The organism is Sphaerimonospora cavernae, from assembly GCF_042435035.1.
Classification (GTDB): Bacteria; Actinomycetota; Actinomycetes; order Streptosporangiales; family Streptosporangiaceae; genus Sphaerimonospora; species Sphaerimonospora cavernae.
In genome coordinates this window covers 25,843-44,718 of sequence record NZ_JBHMQT010000067.1, presented here as the reverse complement: position 1 = coordinate 44,718, position 18,876 = coordinate 25,843, and the positions used below count along the sequence as shown (strand labels likewise).

The 18,876-nt window shown below is 71.4% G+C and carries 19 protein-coding genes; 10 read left to right on the top strand and 9 right to left on the bottom strand.

The features are described from left to right. The first annotated feature begins 128 nt into the window (after positions 1-128). The 3 genes from ACFHYQ_RS27990 to ACFHYQ_RS27980 are packed head-to-tail and all read left to right on the top strand — an operon-like array spanning position 129 to position 3,516. The gene (locus tag ACFHYQ_RS27990) at positions 129-1,274 is read left to right on the top strand and encodes a SagB/ThcOx family dehydrogenase (RefSeq protein ID WP_394304142.1); all 1,146 of its coding nucleotides are present in this window, start codon (positions 129-131) and stop codon (positions 1,272-1,274) included. Further along, positions 1,250-2,269, top strand: coding sequence for an alanine racemase (locus ACFHYQ_RS27985; RefSeq protein WP_394304141.1), 1,020 nt, complete (start codon positions 1,250-1,252; stop codon positions 2,267-2,269). The genes ACFHYQ_RS27990 and ACFHYQ_RS27985 overlap by 25 nt, the downstream gene beginning before the upstream one ends. Further along, positions 2,266-3,516, top strand: coding sequence for an MFS transporter (locus ACFHYQ_RS27980; RefSeq protein ID WP_394304140.1), 1,251 nt, complete (start codon positions 2,266-2,268; stop codon positions 3,514-3,516). Before ACFHYQ_RS27985 ends, ACFHYQ_RS27980 begins: the two co-directional genes overlap by 4 nt. Positions 3,517-3,550: 34 nt before the next feature. Here ACFHYQ_RS27980 and ACFHYQ_RS27975 read toward each other — a convergent pair whose 3' ends face one another. Together ACFHYQ_RS27975 and ACFHYQ_RS27970 are read right to left on the bottom strand one after the other, a co-directional pair. Then, a complete protein-coding gene (locus ACFHYQ_RS27975) occupies positions 3,551-4,318 on the bottom strand; it encodes a sulfite exporter TauE/SafE family protein (protein WP_394304139.1) in 768 nt (255 codons plus the stop codon). 37 nt (positions 4,319-4,355) lie between these two features. Next, positions 4,356-4,985, bottom strand: a complete 630-nt coding sequence (locus ACFHYQ_RS27970) for an AmiS/UreI family transporter (protein WP_394304138.1) — start codon at positions 4,983-4,985, stop codon at positions 4,356-4,358. A gap of 240 nt (positions 4,986-5,225) precedes the next feature. Here ACFHYQ_RS27970 and ACFHYQ_RS27965 point away from each other — a divergent pair, with 240 nt between their 5' ends. Beyond that, the gene (locus ACFHYQ_RS27965) at positions 5,226-5,831 is read left to right on the top strand and encodes a class I SAM-dependent methyltransferase (RefSeq protein ID WP_394304137.1); all 606 of its coding nucleotides are present in this window, start codon (positions 5,226-5,228) and stop codon (positions 5,829-5,831) included. Positions 5,832-5,890: 59 nt separating this feature from the next. Here ACFHYQ_RS27965 and ACFHYQ_RS27960 read toward each other — a convergent pair whose 3' ends face one another. Next, positions 5,891-6,604, bottom strand: a complete 714-nt coding sequence (locus ACFHYQ_RS27960) for a hypothetical protein (RefSeq protein WP_394304136.1) — start codon at positions 6,602-6,604, stop codon at positions 5,891-5,893. Positions 6,605-6,746: 142 nt separating this feature from the next. Between ACFHYQ_RS27960 and ACFHYQ_RS27955 the strand changes: the two genes are divergently transcribed. Genes ACFHYQ_RS27955 through ACFHYQ_RS27930 form a run of 6 tightly spaced genes read left to right on the top strand, consistent with a single transcriptional unit; the run spans position 6,747 to position 11,682 of the window. After that, the gene (locus ACFHYQ_RS27955) at positions 6,747-7,787 is read left to right on the top strand and encodes an AAA family ATPase (protein WP_394304135.1); all 1,041 of its coding nucleotides are present in this window, start codon (positions 6,747-6,749) and stop codon (positions 7,785-7,787) included. 4 nt (positions 7,788-7,791) lie between these two features. Further along, positions 7,792-8,721 carry a DUF58 domain-containing protein gene (locus ACFHYQ_RS27950; protein ID WP_394304134.1) on the top strand — a complete coding sequence of 310 codons (930 nt, stop codon included), beginning with the start codon at positions 7,792-7,794 and terminating at the stop codon, positions 8,719-8,721. Beyond that, positions 8,718-9,665 (top strand): VWA domain-containing protein, encoded by a 948-nt coding sequence (locus ACFHYQ_RS27945; RefSeq protein WP_394304133.1) that lies wholly within the window; start codon positions 8,718-8,720, stop codon positions 9,663-9,665. The genes ACFHYQ_RS27950 and ACFHYQ_RS27945 overlap by 4 nt, the downstream gene beginning before the upstream one ends. Before the next feature lie 18 nt (positions 9,666-9,683). Further along, positions 9,684-10,292, top strand: a complete 609-nt coding sequence (locus ACFHYQ_RS27940; RefSeq protein ID WP_394304132.1) for a class I SAM-dependent methyltransferase — start codon at positions 9,684-9,686, stop codon at positions 10,290-10,292. Next, the gene (locus ACFHYQ_RS27935; protein WP_394304131.1) at positions 10,289-10,888 is read left to right on the top strand and encodes a TrmH family RNA methyltransferase; all 600 of its coding nucleotides are present in this window, start codon (positions 10,289-10,291) and stop codon (positions 10,886-10,888) included. The genes ACFHYQ_RS27940 and ACFHYQ_RS27935 overlap by 4 nt, the downstream gene beginning before the upstream one ends. Continuing rightward, entirely contained in the window at positions 10,888-11,682 is a 795-nt protein-coding gene (locus ACFHYQ_RS27930) for a glycerophosphodiester phosphodiesterase family protein (protein WP_394304130.1), read from the top strand. Before ACFHYQ_RS27935 ends, ACFHYQ_RS27930 begins: the two co-directional genes overlap by 1 nt. Positions 11,683-11,741: 59 nt before the next feature. On the opposite strand, the gene ACFHYQ_RS27925 is transcribed toward ACFHYQ_RS27930, so the two are convergent. The 6 genes from ACFHYQ_RS27925 to ACFHYQ_RS27900 form a co-directional block, all read right to left on the bottom strand. After that, positions 11,742-12,992, bottom strand: a complete 1,251-nt coding sequence (locus tag ACFHYQ_RS27925; RefSeq protein WP_394304129.1) for a hypothetical protein — start codon at positions 12,990-12,992, stop codon at positions 11,742-11,744. Positions 12,993-13,254: 262 nt separating this feature from the next. After that, positions 13,255-14,505: a multidrug effflux MFS transporter gene (locus ACFHYQ_RS27920; RefSeq protein WP_394304128.1), complete on the bottom strand. Its 1,251-nt coding sequence runs from the start codon at positions 14,503-14,505 to the stop codon at positions 13,255-13,257. A 132-nt stretch (positions 14,506-14,637) separates the two neighbouring features. Beyond that, entirely contained in the window at positions 14,638-15,606 is a 969-nt protein-coding gene (locus ACFHYQ_RS27915; protein WP_394304127.1) for an aldo/keto reductase, read from the bottom strand. Between the two features lie 31 nt (positions 15,607-15,637). Further along, positions 15,638-16,747, bottom strand: coding sequence for a zinc-binding dehydrogenase (locus tag ACFHYQ_RS27910; protein ID WP_394304126.1), 1,110 nt, complete (start codon positions 16,745-16,747; stop codon positions 15,638-15,640). Between the two features lie 22 nt (positions 16,748-16,769). Next, complete coding sequence (locus ACFHYQ_RS27905) at positions 16,770-17,642, bottom strand: branched-chain amino acid ABC transporter permease (RefSeq protein WP_394304125.1); 873 nt, start codon at positions 17,640-17,642, stop codon at positions 16,770-16,772. Positions 17,643-17,670: 28 nt separating this feature from the next. Further along, entirely contained in the window at positions 17,671-18,834 is a 1,164-nt protein-coding gene (locus tag ACFHYQ_RS27900; protein ID WP_394304124.1) for an ABC transporter substrate-binding protein, read from the bottom strand. Positions 18,835-18,876 lie beyond the last annotated feature (42 nt).

Below are 18,876 nucleotides of genomic sequence, written 5' to 3'. Positions count from 1 at the left end.
GCGTTCGAAGAACTCGGCGAGGACGAGTACTCGGCTCCGCAGACCTGTCTGAAGCCGGCCTTCTAGGGAATGTCGGGGAACCCTTCCACGCGATGTGGAAATCGTGTACTGGAGGGCGATTCTCCACGATGACGCGCGTCCGTGTGTCCCGCCTCGTCTTCTTCCACTGGCGAAATGGCCAAATGGTATGCGACGATCCGCTGAGACATCGCCAGTTCGCGCTGAGCGCGGCCGCGGAATCCCTGCTGCGGCCGCTTTCTCACTGGACCGATCTGCGCGAGTTGGACGGCGAGCTCTCGGAGCTGGCACAGCGACTGCTCGCCGCGCATGTGCTCGTCGCCGAGGGATCCCCCGAGCATCTCCTCGAGGAAAGGGAAAGCCCGTGGTCCACCTGGGGCTCAGCGGCGACGTATTACCATCTCGCCACCCGCACCCGCCGCGATGACGCGTTCCTGACCGCGGCCGAGGACACCGCCGAGATCCGCCGCCGGGTCACGGCCCAGCCCTCGCCCTCCCCGTTCAAAACCCATGGCGGACAGGTGGTCCGCCTGCCGGAGGGCGTGTCGCCCGACGGCACCGACTTCGGGGTCGACTTCGGGCACGTCCTGCGGGCGCGCCGGACCACCCGCCGGTTCAGCGCGGCCGATCCCGTGAGCGCCGAACAGCTGAGCGGTCTGCTGCGCTGGGTGGCCGGTCCGTTCCACCGGATAGACGTGCCGGGGGTCGGATCGGTCGTGCTGAAGACCAGCCCATCGGGAGGAGCCCGGCACGCCATCGAGGTCTACCCCGTCGTGCTCAACGTCTCCGGCGTGCCGTCGGGCGTTTACCACTACCGGGCCCGGGACCACTGTCTGGAGACCGTCAGACCGGGCAGACCTGACTCCGGCGAGCTCGTCCACTGGTGCGGCGGTCAACTCTACGCGGACACCGCGGGGGTTCTGCTGCTCTACACGGCCGTACTCCGCCGGTCGGCCTGGAAATATCGAACAGGCCGGACGTACCGAACGCTCTTCATGGACCTGGGGCATCTCAGCCAGACCGCGTACCTCGTCGCCACCGCGCTGGGGCTCGGCGCGTTCTTCACCGCCGCCACCCGCGACGAGGCGATCGAAGAGGTCCTGGGGCTCACATGGGAAGAGGAGATCTTCCTGGGGCTGACCGGGGTGGGCGTCCCGGACGAAACAGAGTCGCGGCGCCAGCGTGAGATGCTGGCGGGCGGCCCGGCCGGCTTCTCTTTCGCGATGGACGCGTGGGACGGGCTCGGAACCACATGACGGCGACCGCGCTGTTGGACGTCTCCCGGCTCGACGCGAACATCCGCCGATTCCATGCGAAAGCCGCTGCCGCGGGGGTCGGGGTCCGGGCGCATGTGAAGGCGCACCGCATGGTGGAGGTGACCCGGCGTCAGGCCGCGGCCGGCGCCGCCGGGATCGCGGTCACCTATGTACGGGAGGCCCGGCGCCACCTTCCGGCGGGCCTGAGGGACGTCGTCATGACCTGGCCCTGGCTCGAGGAGTGGCGGTGGCCCCTCCTCGCCGAGCTGGGCCGCGACTGTGACCTGTCGGTACACGTCGATCGGGCGGACGGCGTGACCGCGCTGGCGGCGGCGGCACGCGAGGCGGGCACCGTGATCGGGGTCCGGATAGAAGTCGGCGAACGTACCGGCGACCGGTCGATGACCCGTGACGAGGTGCTGGCACTGGCGGGAGCGGTGGAGGAACGACCGGAGTTGCGGCTCGACGGCGTCACCGGCTATCGCGCGCTGATGACCCCCGTTGAGGTGCGGAAGCGGCACGACATCGGACGCGGCCTCGCCCGGCTGCTGGTCGACCGTGCCGAGCATCTGCGCGCGCACCGGATCCCCTGCCCCGTGGTGGCGGTGGGAGGGACCCCCACGGCGGACGGAGCCCTCGACGTCGACGGGGTGACCGAGATCTGCGGCGGAGCCTACCCACTGATGGACGCCGGCATGGCGGCCGCCGACATGTGCGGCTTCGATGACGTGGCCCTGAGCATCGGCGCCACGCTGCTGGGCGGGGGCCGTACCGACGCCGATGAGCTGCTGCGGGGTGCCGCGCAGCCCTGGACGCCACCGGAGGAGGTGGCGACGCTCGCGGACGGGACGCCGATCCCCGCGACCGCGGAGCCCGGCACGGTCGTCACGCTGCTCCCCGCTCACATCTGCCCGCTGATCGTGCGATTGCCCGGCGTGGACACCGCCGAAGGCCGATGGAACGTGCACCACCTGCCGGACGAGGTGCCCCGTTGAACAAGCTCAACGTGCTCAAGGAGAGCGGGTTCCGCTGGTTCTTCCTGGCCCAGTGCTCGTCGCTCCTCGGCGACCGCATGGTCGCCCCGGCCCTCGCCCTCGCCGTCCTCGGCCTGACCGGATCGGCGGCGGATCTCGGTTGGGTGCTTGCGGCGGCAGCGGTGCCCGAGGTCGTCTTCATGCTGGCGGGGGGCGTCATCGGAGATCGCTTTCCCCGGCAGACCGTAATGCTCAGCAGCGACATCGTCCGCGCCGTCGCCCAGGCGGCGACGGCCTTCCTGCTGCTCACCGGCCGGGCCCAGGTCTGGCAGCTCATCTGTCTGCAGGTGGTGCACGGCACCGCCTCGGCGCTGTTCACTCCCGCGATCAGCGGGCTCGTGCAGGCGACCACACATCCCGGCAACCGTCAGGCGGCCAACGCGCTGCGCGGCATCGCCCAGTCGGCCTCCATGGTCGGCGGACCCGTACTGGCGGGCCTGCTGGTGTCGCTGAGCAATCCCGGCTGGGCCGTCGCGATCGACTCGGCCACGTTCCTGCTCAGCGCGGTCTTCCTCTCCCTGGTGCGGCTGCCGCCGGGCGACCGCCGAATGCGGGCACGCCCCTTCCTGCGTGACCTCCTCGACGGGTGGCGGGCGTTCCGCAGCCGACGGTGGGTATGGGCCGTCATCATCGCGGCGTCGCTCATCAACATGCTCTACGCGGCCTTCATCGTGCTCGGGCCGATGGTGAGCAGGTCGTCCCTCGGCGGGAACCACGCGTGGGCGGTCCTTCTCACCGCTTTCGGCCTCGGCAGCCTGATCGGCGGGACAGTCTCGCTGTACGTCCACGCCCGGTTCCCCCTGCGCAGCGGACTCGTCGTGGTCACGCTGTTCGCCTTCCCCACCCTGGCGCTGGCCACCGGGATGCCGCTCGCTGTCGCCGCCGCGGGAGCGTTCTGCGGCGGGATCGGGCTGATGGTGTTCAACACCCTGTGGGAGACGACGCTGCAGCGGCACGTGCCCGCGGAGTCCCTGTCCCGCGTGAGCGCCTATGAGTGGTTCGGCGCCATGGCGTGCCAGCCGATCGGTCTCGCGCTCGTCGCCCCCGCCGCGGCGCGCTTCGGTCTCGCGCCGACCCTGTGGGCGGCCGGTCTGGCGCAGGTTCTGATCAGCCTTCTTCCGCTGGCGCTGCGCGACGTCCGTCTCATCCCCGCCGAGCCTCTGCCCGGCCCCGAGCCGGAGCCCGTCCCCCAACCCGGCACGGTCTGATGAAACGGTCGGCGGCCCGGTTTCTACGGCCCGGTCACGGGACGGCGAACTGGTCGTAGGCGAGTTTCGCGATCAGGGCGGTGACGACGCACAACAGGACGATCCGTACGAACCCTGAGCCGCGGTTGAGTGCCATCCGGGCGCCGATCTGGGCGCCGGCGATGTTGCAGGCGGCCATGCCGAGGCCCAGGGCCCACATCACGTGGCCCTGCAGGCCGAAGACGATCAACGCGCCGAGATTGGTCCCGGTGTTTATGATCTTCGCGGTGGCCGACGCGTGGACGAAGTCCGTGCCCAGGATCGAGGTGAACGCGATGAGCAGGAACGTCCCGGTGCCGGGCCCGAGGATGCCGTCGTAGTAGGCGATCACCACGCCGGCGGCGACGACCGCGGCGAGCACCCGCCGACGGGTACGCAGGTGCGGATGCGGCAGGCGTCCGAAGTCGGGGCGCAGCGTGACGAACGCGGCGACGCCCAGCAGCACGACCATGATCAGCGGGTTCAGCACCGCCCTGTCGAGCAGCGCGGCCGAGGCCGCGCCCAGACCGGCGAAGGCCACCGCCAGCGCCCCGGCCGGTACGGCGACCGCGCGGTCGAACTTCGTCCTCCGGGCGTAGGTGACGGCGGCGGAGGCCGTGCCGAAGATGGCGGCGGACTTGTTGGTGGCGAGCGCCTGCACCGGCGACAGCCCGGCCAGCAGCAGCGCGGGAAGCTGGAGCAGCCCGCCCCCGCCGACGACGGCGTCCACCCAGCCCGCCGACAGCGCCGCCAGAAGCAGCACCACGATCTGGCCCGCCTCCACGCGGCGCGCCCTCCTTTACGTCGGCTTGACCCAGAGCCTACCCGGCCACCGCGCTCGCGGCCGCCTCCCGCGCCGGCCGTACGGGAGTGCGTGCCGCCACCAGCCACAGCACGACGAGCGCGACGACCGCGAGCACCGCGGCGGCCAGCGCCGCCTCCGCCGAGTCACGCCAGAGACCGGTGATCGCCAGGGCGGCCGGGAGCGCGGCCGTGAGCACCCCCTCGGTGATCGCGACCCATCCGGTGAAGCGGGTGAGCCCGGTACGGCCGAGCCCGAGCACGAGGAAGAACAGGAGCCACAGCAGCGCCCACGTGAGCCAGATGACCACGAACACCCGCTCGCCGGTCTGCCACAGGTAGGCGGCGTAGCCCACGGCGGCGAACGCGACGAACAGGGAGAACCAGCCGAGCCCCTCCCCCGGCCAGCCGGTCACGGCGTTGATGCCCGACCACAGGTAGGTGAAGCCGAACAGGTAGATCCCCGCGGCGCCGGCGATGATCGCCCTGTCGCCGCCGGAGGTCATGATGAGGAAGGTCGGCGTCACCACCTGCAACGTGCCGACGAAGAAGTTGAGCGGGGCGGATCCCTTGGGCGTGATCTTCCCGAGGAGCCCGAGACCGTTGATGATCAGCACCGCACCGACGTAGAACAGTCCCACGTCACTCATGCCATGTCTCTCTTTCCATGAAGGCGTCCCGGCGCGGAGTCGATGATCGCGGAAGTCTCGGGACGCCCGGGTCGTCCGTGGGGACGCGGCGGAGACGATGCTATAGGCCCGCCCAGACTGCCCCCACCGTTCTTCCTGATGACTCTCACGAGCGGGACGGGGCGGTTCATCGACTTCCGCGGCTGATCACCGAAGCCTGGCCAGGGCACGTGCGTTCCTCCGCTCCGGGAGAATGCAGGCATGGTTGAACAGAGCATCTGGATGCAGAAGGTCGCCGCCGACCCCGGTCACTCCGCCTGGTACATCGAGCGCTTCCGTTCCATGGCTCGTGCCGGTGACGACCTCGCCGGGGAAGCCCGCCTCGTGGACGCCATGGTGTCGCGCCGAGCCCGCATCCTCGACGCCGGCTGCGGATCCGGCCGGGTCGGTGGCGTGTTGGCCGAGGCCGGCCACGACGTCGTCGGGGTCGATGTCGACCCGGCGCTGATCGAGGCCGCCGGGCAGGACCACCCCGGGCCGCGATGGTTGGTCGGCGACCTGGCCGAACTCGACCTGCCCGCGCAGGGCGTCACCGCGCCGTTCGACGCCATCGTCTGCGCCGGGAACGTGATGACGTTCCTCGCGCCGAGCACCCGTCGTGAGGTGCTGAAACGGTTCCGTGCGCACCTCGCGCCGGACGGCCGGGCCGCGATCGGCTTCGGCGTCGACCGCGGCTATGAGTTCGGCGAGTTCCTGGCGGACGCCGCGGCCGGCGCACTCGAACCCGACCTGCTGCTGTCCGCGTGGGACCTGCGTCCGTTCAGGGACGACTCGAGCTTCCTGGTCGCCCTCCTCCGCCCCGCGTGACCGAGCGGCCGAGCCCGGCGACTCGGTGACCGTGGCCCCTCAAAGGTGACCCTGGCCCCTCAGATGGGTTCACCCTCGTCGTCGCGGCCGCCGGGCCTGGGGGAGGTGGCGGGCGACGGCTGCCCGGGCCGGGGTGTGGTCGACTCCCGCGGCGCCTGTGGTTCCGGCTCGGTGGGCTGGGGCGGCGGCGTGGGCACGAAGTTGGTCGCCGGCAGCGGCGGCCGCGGCTGCGGATCGTGGCCGCCGCGGAACAGCAACTGCCACACCACGGCCGCCAGCGTGAGCGTGAGCGCGGCCAGCAGTGCCGACGCCAGCACCACGGACCTGCGGGTGGCGATCGGCGGCGGCGGGGGGCCCGGCGGGGCGGGCAGCGCCGGGGCTTCGTCGCCCAGCCAGTACGGCGCGAAGTCGGGCCCGCTCCACCGGCCGGTCAGCATGCCCGAGACCAGGATCCGGTCGAGGAACCGCTCGGCGCCGGGGCCGCCCGGGACGTACGGCACGGCCACCCAGGGGGCCTGACCGTCGTGCATGGCCACGACCGGCGGCAGGTCACCGCCGCCGCGCCGGCGGGCAGCGGCCCTGATGACGGTGACGAACCGGTCCCTGGCCGCGGCGTCGAGCGCGGCGCCGGTCGTGAGGACCGCCACCGACACCGCCCGGCCGTCCGGTCCCTGTCCGAGGTAGACCAGCCCGGCCGGTGCCCTGCCCAGGCGTGCCTGCAGCACGAAAGGCCCCAGGCGGGGCGGGTCGTTGTGCTGCAGCGGCCTGCTCACCACCTCATCAAAACACTGCTCGCCACCTGATCAAAGCACGGGGCCGCCCTCTCCGGCGGGGCGCGGTGGGTGTGGTCGTCCGGTGGTGTGGGCAGATGGGAGAGGATGGAACCTCGTACGCAGTCACGATTGAATAACCTTCATGACCGTTGCCAGTGAGCGTCCCGAGCCCGGCAGGGCCTCGGGTGGACGGGACGATGCCGCGGGAGCCGATCTGGAGTCGCTTCACAACGCGCTTGCCCAGGTCAGACGGGTGATCGTCGGGCAGGATCACATGGTCGAGCGGCTGCTGGCGGCGCTGCTGGCCCGGGGTCACTGCCTGCTGGAGGGCGTTCCGGGCGTCGCCAAGACGCTGGCGGCCTCGACGCTGGCCACGGTGGTGGGTGGCACGTTCGCCCGGGTCCAGTTCACCCCCGACCTGGTGCCGAGCGACATCGTCGGCACGCGTGTCTACCATCCGGGCACCGAGCGGTTCGACGTCGAGCTCGGGCCGGTGTTCGTCAACTTCCTGCTGGCCGACGAGATCAACCGGGCTCCGGCGAAGGTGCAGTCGGCGCTGCTGGAGGTGATGGCCGAGCGGCAGGTGACGCTCGCGGGGCGCACGCATCCGCTGCCCAGGCCGTTCGTCGTGCTGGCCACGCAGAACCCGATCGAGTCCGAGGGCGTTTACCCGCTGCCGGAGGTGCAGCGCGACCGGTTTCTGTTCCGGGTCAGGGTGGCCCATCCCAGCGCCCACGAAGAGCTGGAGATCCTGCACCGGATGAGCGTCCGGCCGCCGGTGCCCGAGCCGGTGCTCGACCCCGGACGGCTGCTGCGGCTGCAGGACATGGCCGAGGAGGTCTCGGTGCACCAGCTCGTCGCCGACTATGTCGTACGGCTGGTCATGGCCACGCGGATGCCCGCGGAGTACGGCCTGCCGGAGCTGGCGGAGATGATCGAAATCGGAGTGAGCCCGCGGGCGACGCTGGGGTTGATCGCGGCGGGCCGGGCGCTGGCGCTGCTGCGGGGGCGTGACTACCTGCTGCCCGACGACGTGCGCGACGTGGCCCTCGACGTGATGGCCCATCGGCTGATGCTGACCTTCGACGCGCTGGCCGACGACATCGATCCCGCGGAGGTGGTGCGCCGGATTCTGCAGGTCGTGCCGCCTCCCCTCGTGGTGTGGAACCGGGACCGGCGGTGAGCCGATGAGTGGCGGGGTGAGCCCGGAGCGGGCGCTGCGGCGGCTGGAGCTCACCGTGCTGCGCCGCCTCGACGGGCTGCTGCAGGGCCGCCACCAGGGGCTGATCCCGGGGCCCGGAAGTGAGCCGGGCGACACCCGCGTCTACGTTCCCGGCGAGGACGACGTACGCCGGATGGACTGGGCGGTGACGGCGCGCACCACCGTGCCGCACGTGCGGGATCTGATCGCCGACCGGGAGCTGGAGACCTGGGCACTGGCGGATCTGTCGGCCAGCATGGACTTCGGGACGGCCGACATGACCAAGCGTGACCTGGTGGTGTCGGCCGTGGGCGCGATCGGGTTCCTGGCCGGTCGCGTCGGTGACCGGTTCGGCGCCTATGTCCTGCACGGCCACGACGTCCATCGCTATCCGGCGCGGCCCGGCCGGTCCGCGCTGTACGGGCTGCTGCACACGCTGCTGGCCGCCCCCGAGGCGGTGGGGACGGCGGATCTGGGGCAGGCGATCGAGGTGATGTCGGCGGCACACCGCAAGCGGGGCCTGCGCGTGATCGTTTCTGACTTCCTGAGCGGTTCCTCCCCCGAGGCCCCGGGGTGGGAGCGGCCGATGCGCCGGCTGGCCGCCCGCCAGCAGGTGCTCGCCGTGGAGGTGATCGACCCGCGGGAACTCGACCTGCCCGACGTCGGGCTGGTCACGTTCACCGATCCGGAGACCGGGCACTCCCGCGACGTCCACCTGTCGCGGCGGCTGCGGGAGCGGTACGCGGCCGCGGCGGCCGCGCAGCGTGCGGCCACCCGGGTCGCGCTGCGCCGTGCCGGGGCCGGGCACCTGGTCCTGCGCACCGACCGCGACTGGGTGGCCGACATCGCGAGGTTCGTGCTGGGGCAGTCGCGTGCCTCGCGACGGCTGTCCGCGAGGCGGGGGGTGGTGCGGTGAAGTTCCTGTCGCCCGGCTGGCTGTGGCTGTTCGCGCTGCTCGCCGCGCTCGTGGCGGGGTATGTGGCGGTGCAGTTCCGGCGCCGCCGCTACACGGTGCGGTTCACCAACCTCGCCCTGCTGTCGCTGGTCGCCCCCGAGCGGCCGGCGTGGCGGCGGCATGTCCCGGCCGCGCTGTTCCTGGTGATGATGAGTCTGCTGATCGTCGGTGCGGCGCGGCCGAGCGGCGAGGTGCGGGTGCCCCGCGACCGTGCCACGATCATCATCGCGGTGGACATCTCGCTGTCGATGGACGCCGATGACGTCCCGCCGAGCCGGCTGGTCGCGGCCAAGCAGGCCGCCCAGCAGTTCGTCTCCGACCTGCCCGAGCGGTTCAACGTGGGCGTGGTGACCTTCGCCCGGTCGGCCGCTGTGGTCGTCTCCCCCACCACCGACCACGCGGCGGTCACGGCGGCGATCTCCAACCTGACCACCCGGCCGGGCACCGCGATCGGCGAGGCGGTGTTCAACTCGCTCGACTCGATCAGGTCGTTCGACCAGCGGGCGGTGACCGATCCGCCGCCGTCGGCGATCGTGCTGCTGTCCGACGGGGACAACACCTCGGGCAGATCGGTCGGCGACGCGGTGGAGGCGGCGGTGGGCGCGAAGGTGCCGGTCTCCACGATCGCGTACGGCACGCCGGAGGGGACCGTGAACATCGAGAACCGGCCGGTGCTGGTGCCGGTGAACAAGGCCACGCTGAAGTCGCTGGCCGAGGGGACGGGCGGCCGGGCCTACACGGCGGAGTCCAGCAGCCAGTTGCGGGAGGTGTACGCGCAGATCGGGACATCGCTGGGATACCGGCTGGTGCATCAGGAGATCACTCAGCGGTTCATCCTGGGGGCGGCCGCGGCCGGGCTGCTGCTGGCCGGGGCGGCCATGCTGTTGGGCTCTCGCATTCCCTAGCGTTGGTACGTTTGCCCCGTGGCGCATTACTTCGAGGAGAGTCCGGAGGCGGCCGGTCGGCCCGGCGTGGTCACGCTGGTCCTGCCGGACCTGCATCTTCGGCTGGAGACCGACAGCGGGGTGTTCTCCCCCGGCCGGGTCGATCCCGGCACCCGGGTGCTGCTGGAGGCCGTGCCGCCGCCGCCCGAGGAGGGCGACCTGCTCGATCTGGGCTGTGGCTACGGCCCGATCGCGCTCACCATGGCCTCGCGTGCGCCGCGGGCGACCGTGTGGGCCGTCGACGTGAACCGCCGATCGGTCGATTTGTGCGAGCGCAATGCGCGAAGCGCCGGCCTTGACAAAGTAAGGCCGGTTCATGTGGATGAAGTCCCCGATGAGATCCGTTTCCGTGCCATCTGGTCCAACCCGGCGATCCGGATCGGCAAGCAGGCCCTGCAGGAGATGCTCACCCGGTGGCTGGACCGGCTCACCCCCGACGGCGCCGCCTTCCTGGTCGTGCAGAAGCATCTGGGCTCCGACTCGCTGCAGCGGTGGCTGAACGACCAGGGCTGGCCCGTCGTGCGGCTGGCCTCCCGCTCCGCCTACCGCGTGCTGCGGGCGGGCGCCCGGCCGGTGGAGGCCCGATGACGGCCAAACCGACCACCGGTAAATCGACCACCGGGCGCAGGCAGCTTCGGCCGACCGACGTGAAGCGGCTCAACCGGGCCTGGCGGCGCGACACCCGGAGCCGGCTCACGCTGATCCTGGAGTCGGTGACCGGGCCGTTCAACATCGGGTCGATCTTCCGTACGGCCGCGGCCCTCGGTGTGGAGACGATCTGGCTGGCGGGCAACGCCACCCCGCCCACCAATCCCAAGGCGCAGAAGACCGCCCTCGGCACCGACCGGCTGGTCGGCTGGCACGAGGCGGTCCCGGTCCAGGATGCGATCGGTGCCGCCAAGGAACAGGGCTTCCGGGTCGTCGCCGTGGAGTTGACCGGTGACGCCGTACCGTTGCCCGAGGCCGTGCTGGGCGGCGACGTGTGCCTGCTGCTGGGCGGGGAGGACCACGGCTGCTCCCCCGCCGCGCTGGAGGCGGCCGACGCGGTGGTCTACATCCCGCAGGTGGGCCGGGTCGGGTCGGTCAACGTGTCCATCGCGGCGGGGATCGTGATGGCCGAGGCCCGGCGCCAGGAGTGGGCCCAGAGACGTGTGACGCCGGAGCCCTCGGCGGGGGCCTCGTAATGCGGACATTCGACTTCCTCGACCATCCAGGGCCGCTCGCGTTCGCGCATCGTGGCGGGGCCGACGACGGCCGCGAGAACACGATGTCCGCCTTCGCCAGGGCCGTGGAGCTCGGCTACACCTATCTGGAGACCGACGCGCACGCGACGGCCGACGGGGTGCTGCTGGCCTTCCACGACCACACCCTCGACCGGGTCACCGATCGCAGGGGCCGGATCTCCGCGCTGCCCTACCGGGACGTGCGCCGGGCGCGGATCGACGGCCGGGAGGAGATCCCGCTGATCGAGGATCTCCTGGGGACCTGGTCGCACGTCAGGTTCAACATCGACGTCAAGGAGAGTCCGGCGATCGTGCCGCTGGCCCGGGCCATCCGCCGTACACGCGCCTATGATCGCGTCTGCCTGACGTCCTTCTCCGACCTGCGGCTCGCCCAGGCGCGTGGCGCGATCGGCCGGGAGGTGTGCTCGTCGCTCGGGCCGCGGGGGATCGTCGCGCTGCGCGCCGCGTCGGTCGGCAGCGGGTACGGCCGGCTGCTCTCCCGGCTCGCCCGGGCGGGCGTGCCGTGCGCGCAGGTCCCCCTCGGGCTGTTCGGCCTGCGGTTCATCACCCGGCCCCTGGTGCGTACGGCTCACGCCATCGGCATGCAGGTGCACGTGTGGACGGTGAACGACCCGGTCATCATGGGACGCCTGCTGGACCTGGGCGTCGACGGGGTGATGACCGACAACATCACCGGCCTGCGCGGGGTGCTCAAGTCGCGCGGCCAGTGGCATCCGAACGCGGACGGCGGCTGACCAGGTCGCCGATCAGCGGCGGCGGTCCGGGGCGGCGGCGGGCATCTCGCCGAAACCGCTCACCGTGGCAGGCCGGCCGCGCCGTCGCTTCCGGCGGAGATGTAGATCACGGAGCTGGACGTGTAGCCGTTGCCGTTGTTCCTCTCGCCGGCGATTTCCACCTCGCCGAACACCATCACCTCGTCCGTCCCGGGGACCACCGCCAGGCCGCGCAGCCGGGCGGCCGTCCCCTGCGGCACGGGGATCGTGGAGACCTCCCAGCGACCATCCGGGTAACGGGAGAGCACGACGGCGGACTCCGGTGAGTCGAAGAGCATGGGTGAAGCGATCACATGGAGCCGGCCGCGGGAATCCACGCAGGCCTGGCCGAGCCGCCGCCCGGCCGGTACCGCGACCCGTTCCCAGCTGCGGCCGTTCCAGTGCGCCGCGATGGGGTAGGGCTCGTTGGTCTCGCCCCGCTCCCCGAACAGCCAGACGTCGTCATCCGCGAGAGCGAGCATGCTCGTGATCGTGTACGTCCTCGTCTCGTCGTCGGGAGGCAGCGCGCCGTCGGTCGACACCTTGCGCCATTTCGCGCCGTCCAGGCGGGCGACCCTGTTCCCGCCGTAGGCCCACATCCCCGGCCCGGACACCGGGGCAACCCACTTGAGGTAACCGACCGGCAACCGCGTCTTCCGCCAGGGGCCCCCGCCGGAGCGTGCGGCGGTTTCTGAGAACCATGCGTTGGTGGGTTTCCCGACGTCATTCCCCATCAGCCACACCCCCCGGCGGCCGAGTGTTCGGACGGCGAAGATCTCAGCCGCCGGTGCGCGCACCTGGGACCACCGGTGCCCGTCGTAACGCAGCACGTAGGTGTCGACATCTCCATGCACGGTGACCCAGATGTCATCGGGGGCGGACGCGCTCATGCTGCTGATCACGCCTTGGAGGCGCGGCAGGACGTTCATCTGCCGCCAGGACCGCCCGTTCCACCGCAGCGCGATCGGGAAGACCTCGCCCTCGTCGAGCGAATTGGTCTCACCGAACGCCCACCCGTCCGCCGGGCCGAACAGGATCGCCCCTTCCATCGCATCAAAATCGCCGTAGTCGAACATGTGCGTCAGCCGCCAGGACCGATGGCTGGGAACGGGCTGCGCCCAGCCGGGATTCGCGGGATCGGCCTGCGCCCAGCTGGGCGGCGCCGAAGGGGACGGCGCCGGAATGGACGGGACCGCCCGGCCGCCGGAATCACAACCACTCGCCGTGAACCCCACCGTGATGGCCATCGCCGCGAGCACTGCTGCGATCGGCCTCCGCTCCTGAAAAGCCATGCCGGCCCCCGTCACTTCATCCCCTGCCCGTCCGTACGGACATCCCCGTGTCCGTACGGACGGTACGGCAGACCGGGCGACAACACCGGTGAAATGATCGAAACCGCTGGATATCGCTGGATATCGGAGGGAATCGTCTATCGTCCGCTACCGCGAGGAAGCGACGGGCACGCTGGACGAAGCGCGACCGCACACGCTCAAGGAACGGCCGCGCGAGCTGAAGCTCTGTGAGGGGACCCGTTCTCCGGAGCGAGTGGACCGGTCACCGCACCGCTCGCATGGCGACCAGCGCGGCGAGCGCGGCGGCCGTGATCGTCAGCGTCATCGACAGCGCGGTGGCCCCGCCCATGGAGACCAGCGGGGGCACCACCGCGCCGGCGAGGAACTGCAGCACGCCGAGGAAGGCCGAGGCGGTGCCCGCCCGTTCTCCGTGCGGGATCAGCGCCAGCGCGCTGGCGTTGGGCGCGACCAGTCCGCCGCTGGAGACCATGAGGAACAGCCCGGACAGCAGCACGGGCAACCCCCAGCCGGCCGCCACACCGCCGAGGGCGATCACGCTCCCGGCCGCGCAGACGACCAGTCCTGCCACCAGCATCGGGCGGGGCCCGTACCGGCCCACGAGCAGACCGTTGAGGTTGCCGGCCAGGACGATCCCCACGGAGTTCACCGCGAAGATCACTGAGAAGGGCTGCGGGCCGACCTGGTACTCGTGCTGCAGCACGAACGAGCTGAGCCCGATGTAGGTGAACAGGGTGCACGCGGCCAGCGAGAGCATCAGGCAGTAGCCGGTGAAGCTCCGGTCGCGGGCGAGCACCGCGAACTGACGCCCCGTCGCGCGTACGCCTCCGGAATGGCGCTCGGCGGGATCGAGGGTCTCCGGCACGCCCAGCGCCGCCAGGACCAGCAGGACGCCGATGCCGGCGAGCACGACGAACAACCCGCGCCAGTCCATGAACCGGGACAGCTGGGCCCCGGCGAGCGGCGCCGCGATCGGGGCCAGGCCACTGACGATCATGAGCATCGAGTACACCCGGGCCGCGGCGGCGCCGTCGAACAGGTCACGGACGATCGCCCGGGCGATCACCAGCCCGGCCGCGCCGGCCAGCCCCTGGACCAGCCGAACGCCGATCAGCGACCAGATGCCCGGAGCGAACGCGCACAGCAGCGAGGTCGCCGCGTAGGCCGCCACCCCGATGAGCAGCGGCCTTCGGCGGCCGACCCGGTCGCTCAGCGGGCCCGCCACGAGCTGGCCGAGCGCCAGCCCGACCAGGCACATCGACATGGTGAGCTGGGAGAGCGCGTCGCCGGCGGCGAGATCACGCCCGAGCTGCGGCAGCACCGGGAGGTAGAGGTCCAGTGACAGCGGGCCGAACGCGGACAGGGCGCCGAGTGTGGCCAGCAGGCGCAGGCGCCGTGCCCTGGTCAGCACCGGTCGCGGCTGCTCCGCCTCTCGTGGCTGCCCAGCGCACATCGTCATGCCGTCGCCGCCGCTCAGATCATCGCCCGGCTTCACCCTGTCCCCCGTTCCTCAAGTCCCCCGCCCTCAAGTCCCCCGCCCTCGAGGTCCCCACCCCACGGGCCTCCGTTCGTCACGGAGGCCCGTCCACTTCGCCGCATGGCCGGTGAGCATTCGCCCACCGGACGGTCACGGCCCTTCGGGGTCGATCACGTCCTTGTCCACCCAGAACGGCTCCAGCAGCGACCTGAGGTGCTCGGCGCCGACCCGCTCCAGCAGCGCCAGCGCGCCTGCGTTGTCGACCAGCTGCTCCATGCGGCTGGCGCCGAACAGCACGGTGCAGGTGGCCGGGTGCGTCAACGTGAAGGCGACACACACCTGGGCCGGGGTGGCGTCCAGGTCGGCGGCGACCTTGGCGATCCCGGCGGCGGCCTCGACGATGCGCTCGCGCACTCCGCCGGGGTCGCGGCCGACCTCCCGGGACGGCTTGATCTTGCCGGCGAGGATGCCGCCCTCCATGATGTCGGAGGCCTCCAGAGAGACTCCCTGGGCGAACACCTCGGCGAAGGGCGCGCCGTCCGGGATCGACCGCCGGCACGGGCTGTACTTCAGCTGGGCCAGCTGCGGGCCGGGCGAACCCGCGGCCAGCGCGTGCCGCCGGATCGTCGTGACGGCGGTGGCCGACCAGTTGTTCACGCCCCAGCAGCCGATGAGCCCGTCGGCCTCCAGCTCGGCGAGGTCGCCGGCGAGCCGCTCCAGGTCCAGATCGTCGCGCCGGATGTCGCCGAGGACGGCGACGTCGGCCCGGTCGGTCCCGACGCGGAACAGCGCGCGCTCCATCTGCTCCCGCAGCGACATCTCGGGGTAGCCCTCCAGCCAGAGCTTCTCCGACAGCAGGTACTCGTCCCTGCTGACTCCGGCGGCACGGATGATCGCCGAGAACAGCACGTCGGTGAAGACCGGCGGGTGCCCCGGAAAGCCGTACACGCCGACGTCGAACAGGTTCACGCCCAGGTCGACGGCGTGACGCACCATCGCCACGGCGTCGGCGAAGTCCATCCGGTCGTAGGTGTGCCAGGACCCCAGGGACAGCACGGAGGCCTCAGGCCCGTGGGTGCCGATCCGACGCCGAGGGATTTTCTTGTTATCCGCGGTCATCTGACTCCTCAATCCGCAATCGATGTGGTACTCAGGGCAGCCACGGGTGGACGACGGCCTTGACCTGTTCGAGCCGGGACATCGACTCGATCGCCGCGCTCGCCCCGCTCAGCCCGACGGGCTCGCCGAACAACTCGTCCCAGTTGAAGCGCCCCTGGAAGGTGCGGAGGAACTCCACGGCCCGGTAGTAGTCGCCGACGTCGCCGTTCAGCGACCCGAGCACGGTCAGCTCCTTGCCCATGATCGTGCCGAGTGCGACCGGGTCGGGCCGGGGGCCGGTGCTGCCGCAGACGACGAACCGGCCGCCGAAGGCGGCCATGTCCACGGCCTCGCCGCCGACGCCGGGCGCCCCGGCGAAGTCGAGCACGAGATCGGCGCCCCGGCCGCCGGTGGCGTCCATCACCTGGGCGACGCGGCTCGCCGCGTCGCCGTCCAGCCCGATCGTGACGTCGGCGCCGAACCGGCGGGCCTGCTCCAGCCGGGCGTCGGGCGCGCCGATCGTGACGACGGTGCCGGCGCCGCCCAGGCTCGCCACCGCCGTGGCCACGAGCCCGAGGGCTCCGGCGCCCTGGATCGCCACGGTCGAGCCGGGGCGGATGCCGCCGGCCCGGTCGAAGGCGTGCAGCACGGTCTTGACGGCGCAGCCCGCGCTGGCCGCCCAGGTGTCCTTGACGTCGTCGGGCAGCACGACCTTCAACGCGCCGGGCGTGACGTAGGCGTGCTCGGCCAGGCCCGCCGTGGCGTACGGCCAGCGGTCCGAGCGCTGGAGGAACCCGTACCCGCGGTTGGCGCAGGCGACCGGCGCGCGCAGCACCGTGCAGCCGTAGCAGCGCCCGCAGACCGACTCCGACCAGCCGATGCGGTCGCCCACCTTGACCGGGCGGCCGAGGGCGTCGACGGTGTCGGGGCCGACCGCCTCGACGGTGCCCGTCATCTCGTGGCCGAGCACCATCGGCAGCATGCCCGGCCATGACATGCCGCCGCTCCACAGGTGGACGTCGGTGGCGCACAGCGTCGCGCAGCCGATCTTGACGAGTGCGGCGCCGGGCTCGCACTCGCTCGGCAGCGGCAACTCCTCCAGGGTCAGCGGCTCCCCGTGGACGCGCAGGACCGCGGCCCGGGTGGCGGATGGCAGTGACATGTACTCGTTTCTCCCGATTCTGCTATCTGCTGTGGGCGGTGTCCCACACCTCGCCGCGGCTGCGCCACCACAGCAGCACCAGCATCACGAGGAAGGGGACGACTCCGGCGTACTTCTGGATCTCGGCCACGGACCCGGCCGCGCCTTCCAGGCAGCCCATGAGCATGCCGCCGACGAGGGTCAGCGGCAGGCTGCGGAACGCGCCGATCATGGCCACGGCCAGGGCCGTGGAGATGAGGTTGCCGAGCGTCGCGAAGTCGCCGCCGAGGCGCGGTGCCACCAGCACGATCACCAGGGTGGAGATGGCGCCGATGGCCACCCAGACGCCGATGGCGAGCCGGGGCGCCGGGATGCCGACGACCTGGGCGGTGGTCGGCCGCTCCGACAGCGCCTGCAGCCGCAGGCCGATGAGCGTCTTGCTGAGCAGCAGACTCACCCCGACCGTGATCAGTACGGCGAAGCCCAGCGAGACCAGCACCGCCTGGGGCACCACGACGCTGCCGACGGTGAAGGCGGGCGCGTCGAACGGCGACGGGAAGCGGTGCGCGCCGGTGGTGTTGCTGCCGAACAGCCGCAGCCCGAGCGCGATGATCGCGACGTAGACGGCGACCGTGACGGCGGCCTTGGTCCGCTCGTCATGCTGGCTGAACCAACTGACGAGCGCGGAGCCGAGCAGCGCGGACAGCGCGGCGCCGGCCGCCGCCCCGACCGGCAGCGCGAGCCACCCGGTCAGGCCGGCGTCCATCAGCGTCACCATCACGAAGGCGCCCACCGCTCCGCAGGCCGCCATCGTGAAGTTGACCACGGCGACGAGGCGGTAGGTCAGCACGACGCACAGGCCGAGCAGCGCGTACACTCCGCCGCTGGTCAGGCCGGCGACCACGGAATTCAGCATCGAGCACCTCCGTTGCGGACGTCAGGGATCACTTCTTGCCCGGAACGATGAAGCCTTCGGGCAGGACCTCCCACTTGCCGTCGACGGCCTTGACGAAGCGGCTGCCCTCGATCGGGTTGTGGGCGTCGCCGGGGCCGAAGACGTAGGGGGTGCCGACCATCGGGTAGGTGATGGGCTGCATCTCCTTGAACGCCTTGGTCACCGACTCGCGGGTGATGTCACCCTTGATCGTCTTGAGGACCTCGACGAACATGTCGGCGGCCATCACGCCGCCCTGGCTGAACGCCGTCTTCTGAATCTTGTTGGCGTCGATGATCTTCGCCCAGCGGTCGTTGCCGGGCAGGGTCTCGTCGGTGTAGGGCTGCCACTCGGTGCCGGCGTAGACCTTGATGTCGGCGGGGACGACCTCGGCGTTGGCGTCGGTGTAGCTGTTGGCGGCGACGATGAAGTCGACGTCCTGCATGCCCTGGGTCTTGGCCTGGGCGGTCCACGGGCCGACCACACCGTTGTAGAGCACGGCCTGGCAGCCGGCGCTCTTGGCCTGGACCAGGTACTGCGTGGGGTCGCCCTGGCCGACCGCGGTGTTCTTCAGCGCGAGTTGCTTGCCGGTGATGCCCTCCCACTCCTTGATCGCGCTGTCGATGCCGGCGCCGGCGCCGGGCAGCGTGACGAACATCATGCAGACCTTGTCATGTCCCATCGTCTCGGATGCGTAGTAGAGCATCGCCGTGATCAGCTTGAACGGGCCCGGGTTGACCGGGGCGATGTTCGGGCTGGTGAAGCAGGCGGGATCGACGCCGACAGCGGGGATGGAGACGATGTCGTTGTTGGTGTAGGTCGCGCGGTTGAGGCCGCAGTCGACGGCGCTGGAGGAGCCGACCAGCGCCACGACGTTCTCCGACTCGATGAGGTCGATGGCGGCCTCGGTGGCCCGCTGCGGGTTCATCGCGTCGTCCTTGCTGATGAACTCGATCTTGCGGCCGTTGATGCCGCCGGCCGCGTTGACCTCGTCGAAGACCGCCTTGACCGCCTGGGGGACCTCGGGGGTCTGGAAGAGGCCGGTCACGCCGTTGATCGCACCGACCTTGATCGGGCCGCTGGCGTCGCCGCCGTCGTCGGAACAGGCCGTGGCGGCGAGGGCGAGAACCCCGGCGGCCGCGGTGGCCAGGAGGGAACGGTATGCGCGCTTCATGGGAGTTTCCTTTACTGGGGGGGGAGGGAGGGGGCCGGACGG